General features: G+C 33.4%; 3 protein-coding genes and 1 pseudogene. All 4 read right to left on the minus strand.

The window, feature by feature from the left end:
• Positions 1-497: Uma2 family endonuclease (locus ACN4EE_RS22855; protein WP_431708816.1), on the minus strand; the 497-nt coding region annotated here is incomplete at its 3' end.
• 18 nt (positions 498-515) lie between these two features.
• Positions 516-1298, minus strand: a complete 783-nt coding sequence (locus tag ACN4EE_RS22860) for a Uma2 family endonuclease (protein ID WP_431708817.1) — start codon at positions 1296-1298, stop codon at positions 516-518.
• 37 nt (positions 1299-1335) lie between these two features.
• Positions 1336-2076, minus strand: a complete 741-nt coding sequence (locus ACN4EE_RS22865) for a Uma2 family endonuclease (RefSeq protein ID WP_431708818.1) — start codon at positions 2074-2076, stop codon at positions 1336-1338.
• Positions 2077-2113: 37 nt separating this feature from the next.
• Positions 2114-2371: pseudogene (locus ACN4EE_RS22870) on the minus strand (Uma2 family endonuclease); the annotation flags it as partial.

The following is a 2371-nucleotide window of genomic DNA, read 5'->3' on the forward strand; positions in this document are numbered from 1 at the left end:
CCACTAATTAACGTAAATCCTTGAAATTCTAAGGTAAAAGGATCAAACCAAAAATAATCTGGTGTTCTAAATATATCCTGATAAATTGCTTTTTTGCCATCTCGATCGAACTTAGCAGTACTATCTGATAAAATTTCGACGATAACATTAGGATATTTTCCCCCTTCTTCCCACACTACCCAACTTTTACGAGTTTCATCGTTAGTCGTATTTAAAACTACAAAAAAATCTGGTCCTCGAAAATACTCTGATTTTTTTTGATTTGGACTGTAATAAATGGTTAAATTACCGGCACAAAAATAATCTTGTTTATCCTGCCATAACCACTGTAAGGATTTGAGTAAGATAATAATTTGTTGTAAATGTTGATAAGTTTCCAATGGTGGTTCATCACTCCAAAACTCTCCTTGAGGATATATTATCTCATGGCAAGTGTCAACTTTGCTGTGACAGGATTTAAAGTCAAGGAAGATGTCATAATTTATATTTTTCTCCATCGATTTATTACATTTATTTTAGATAATTTCATCAAGGTTAATCCCTAATTGCTTCAATTTCTCTTTCAACTGTGCAATTTCTTGTAAAGCTAACTCTTTTTGTTGACGCTCAATTTGGGCTTGTTGTTTAGCCAATTCTTTTTGTTGACGCTCAATTTGGGCTTGTTGCCTTTCTTCCATAGCAGATTCTTCGGGAGTAGCCACTAATTCACCATTAGGGGTAAAGTAACGCAATTTTCCCTCGTGTAACCCTAAATATAACTCTAATTGTTCTGAATATAACCAACCTTTTTCATTGGCTTTAATTGGTTGATATGTGCCACTAATTAACGTAAATCCTTGAAATTCTAAGGTAAAAGGATCAAACCAAAAATAATCTGGTGTTCTAAATATATCCTGATAAATCGCTTTTTTACCATCTCGATCGAACTTAGCCGTACTGTCCGATAAAATTTCGACGATAACATTAGGATATTTTCCCCCTTCTTCCCACACTACCCAACTTTTGCGAGTTTCATCATTAGTCGTATTTAAAACTACAAAAAAATCTGGTCCTCGAAAATACTCTGATTTTTTTTGATTTGGACTGTAATAAATGGTTAAATTACCGGCACAAAAATAATCTTGTTTATCCTGCCACAACCACTGTAAGGATTTGAGTAAGATAATAATTTGCTGTAAATGTTGATAAGTTTCCAATGGTGGTTCATCACTCCAAAACTCTCCTTGAGGATACATTATCTCATGGCAAGTGTCAACTTTGTTTTCTGTGACAGGATTTAAAGTCAAGGAAGATGTCATAATTTACATTTTTCTCCATCGATTTAGTAAATTTATTTTAGATAATTTCATCGGGGTTAATTCCTAATTCCCTTAATTTTTGTGCTAATTTATCGGCTTTTTGTTTTTCTTGAATGGCAAGATTTTCCGCTACCTGTGCCTTTTGCCTTTCTTGAATAGCAGATTCTTCGGGAGTAGCCACTAATTCACCATTAGGGGTAAAGTAACGCAATTTTCCCTCATGTAACCCTAAATATAACTCTAATTGCTCTGAATATAACCACCCTTGCTCATTAGGAGTTATAGCTTGATATTTACCACTAATTAACGTAAATCCTTGAAATTCTAAGGTAAAAGGATCGAACCAAAAATAATCTGGTGTTCTAAATATATCCTGATAAATCCCTTTTTTACCATCTCGATCGAACTTAGCAGTACTATCCGATAAAATTTCCACAATAACGTTAGGATATTTTCCCCCTTCTTCCCATACTACCCAACTTTTACGAGTTTCATCGTTAGTTGTATCTAAAACTACAAAAAAATCTGGTCCTCGAAAATACTCTGATTTCTTTTGATTTGGACTGTAATAAATGGTTAAATTACCTGCACAAAAATAATCGCTTTTATCCTGCCACAACCACTGTAAGGATTTGAGTAAGATAATAATTTGTTGTAAATGTTGATAAGTTTCCAATGGTGGTTCATCACTCCAAAACTCTCCTTGGGGATACATTATCTCATGGCAAGTGTCAACTTTGTTTTCTGTAACAGGAGTTAAAGTCAAGGAAGATGTCATAATTTATATTTTTCTCCATCGATTTAGTAAATTTATTTTACATAATTTCATCGGGGTTAATTCCTAATTCCCTTAATTTTTCTGCTAATTTATTGGCTTTTTGTCTTTCTTGCATAGCAGATTCTTCGGGAGTAGGTACTAATTCACCATCAGGAGTAAAATAACGCAATTTGCCCTTATGTAACCCCAAATATAAATCTAATTGTTCTGAATATAACCAACCTTTTTCATTGGCTTTAATTGGTTGATATGTGCCACTAATTAACGTAAATCCTTGAAATTCTAAGGTAAAAGG

It is taken from the genome of Geminocystis sp. CENA526, from assembly GCF_050753365.1.
In the GTDB taxonomy this organism is placed as follows: domain Bacteria; phylum Cyanobacteriota; class Cyanobacteriia; order Cyanobacteriales; family Cyanobacteriaceae; genus Geminocystis.